The organism is Kordia jejudonensis (genome assembly GCF_001005315.1).
Lineage (GTDB): Bacteria > Bacteroidota > Bacteroidia > Flavobacteriales > Flavobacteriaceae > Kordia > Kordia jejudonensis.
The window spans coordinates 1-2,478 of the sequence record NZ_LBMG01000120.1; the positions used below are offsets into that span (position 1 = coordinate 1).

Below are 2,478 nucleotides of genomic sequence, written 5' to 3' on the forward strand. Positions count from 1 at the left end.
AAACATGAATGTGTGTGGAGTAGCGACTCCGATTTCAGCAGACTATTTTTTTATACTATGATTTTATTGTTAAGGGGTTTTATACGCTGAGGAGCTTTTATGCACTTTGTAAATACTTTGAGAATGTGTGTGTTTTTCGATGACTTACAGGCAGGGTTATTGCTCCTCTTAAATGCACAAGACGGTATTTACGCTCATACAGTTTTAGGTGTGATATATTGATAAGATACGATCGGTGTATACGTGTAAATCCGTCAGAAGCTAATAGGTCTTCGTAATAACCAATTGGTTTGGAACTCAGTAGTTTTGTATTATCATTTAAGTAGAGCCATGCATAATTTTCATAGGCTTCTACAAAGAGAATAGAGTGTTTGGATATGTATTGTCCTTTGTGTTTACTTCCTAAACATATATAATCTTTATTATTTATTATTCCGTGTGTATTTATTGTGTTATTTTCTACTTGTATCATGCAATAAATAATTGTTTTTTATTAATATGGATATATAGGGGTATCTATAAGTATTTATCTACAAAGAAAACTACTTTTTACATACAGTATTGAAATTTTGTATAAGCGTCGTGTTTTTTAAATAAGCGTTGATTTTTTATTAAAAAATGATCGTTTTTCTTACTAAATATATGTTAACGCATTATTGTATCCTTTTTTCGCATTTGCGAAAATGTAAAATTTTATTAATTTTTAATCACAAATATCTATAAGCATCCTATAGTTGCAGTAGTATTTTTAGACACAGATTTATTTTAATAAAAAATTTATCAATGATACGTATAAATATATGTTATATACAATTTTAAGTATATTTTTATACGTTCATATTGAAATTTTATTATTTAACCATATAGTGTTTACGTTAAAAACGTAAATTGAAGATAATGAGAACTATAATCATAGTTTTTTAATAATAACACTAAAGAATCATAATTAAGTATGGCGGTGTATTTAAGTACGATTGTGTATATATGAGATAGATTATTTTGATGCATCGCCCATGAAAAATCTAATATTTGACTTGCAATGTTCAGAGTGTTTTTCCCATATTTTAAGTTCAAGCTGTCAATGGTTGTCATTGATTGTTTGTGATCTGAATTCGAAGCTTCAAACATATTGACTTTTCAAAAACTTTAAGAATAATACTACAATCTTAAATCATCATTTTTGTTTATAAAGAAAAGTGAATTTATTTGGTAATAAGGAGATTTTCCAATAGTTGTTTTATAATTTTTCATAAAACTAGTCGATCAGTTTTCCATTTTCTTTTTAAATAATCGTTTAGCAATGTGTTCGATATCTTAACTAACTGCTAAGTGATGAGTAGATTTTTTAATAATGTGTTTGTAAAATTTTCACGAAGTAACTAATTAGTTTTTTTCAGCTCATCGCTTAGCGATGAGTTTGTTTTTCCCACTGACTGCTATGTGATGAGTAGATTTTTGCAAATTTTTCACGAAGTAATTAATCAGTTTTTTTTCAGCTCATCGTTTAGCGATAAGTTTGTTTTTCCCACTGACTGCTAAGTGATGAGTAGATTTTTTAATAATGTGTTTGCAAATTTTTCACGAAGTAACTAATTAGTTTTTTTCAGCTCATCGCTTAGCGATGAGTTTGTTTTTCCCACTGACTGCTATGTGATGAGTAGATTTTTGCAAATTTTTCACGAAGTAATTAATCAGTTTTTTTTCAGCTCATCGTTTAGCGATAAGTTTGTTTTTCCCACTGACTGCTAAGTGATGAGTAGATTTTTTAATAATGTGTTTGCAAATTTTTCACGAAGTAACTAATTAGTTTTTTTTCAGCTCATCGTTTAGCGATGAGTTTGTTTTTCTCACTGACTGCTAAGTGATGAGTAGATTTTTTAATAGTGGGTTTGCAAAATTTTCACGAAGTAACTAATTAGTTTTTTTCAGCTCATCGTTTAACGATGAGTTTAATTTCTTCACTAACTGCTAAGTGATGAGTAGATTTTTCAATAGTGGGTTTGCAAATTTTTCACGAAGTAATTAATTAGTTTTTTTAGCTCATCGTTTAACGATGAGTTTGTTTTTCTTACTGACTGCTAAATGAAGAGTAGATTTTTTAATAATGGGTTTGCAAATTTTTCACGAAGTAACTAATTAGTTTTTTTCAGCTCATCGTTTAACGATGAGTTTAATTTCTTCACTAACTGCTAAGTGATGAGTAGATTTTTCAATAGTGGGTTTGCAAATTTTTCACGAAGTAACTAATTAGTTTTTTTCAGCTCATCGTTTAACGATGAGTTTGATTTCTTCACTAACTGCTAAGTGATGAGCAGATTTTTTAATAATGGGTTTGCAAAATTTTCACGAAGTAACTAATTAGTTTTTATTTCATCTAATCGTTGAACAATAAGTTTGTTTTTCCCACTAACTGCCAAGTGATGAGCAGATTTTTCAAAAATAGAATTATAAACTTTTTATAGAGAGATTAAATAATTT

At 28.4% G+C, this 2,478-nt stretch carries 2 protein-coding genes; both read right to left on the reverse strand.

Annotated features, from left to right (window positions below):
• Positions 1–97: 97 nt before the first annotated feature.
• A complete protein-coding gene (locus AA089_RS22845; RefSeq protein ID WP_053002646.1) occupies positions 98–472 on the reverse strand; it encodes a LytR/AlgR family response regulator transcription factor in 375 nt (124 codons plus the stop codon).
• 398 nt (positions 473–870) lie between these two features.
• On the reverse strand, positions 871–1,128 hold the full coding sequence (locus AA089_RS25720; RefSeq protein ID WP_082113477.1) for a DUF4113 domain-containing protein: 258 nt from the start codon (positions 1,126–1,128) through the stop codon (positions 871–873).
• Between the last annotated feature and the right edge of the window lie 1,350 nt (positions 1,129–2,478).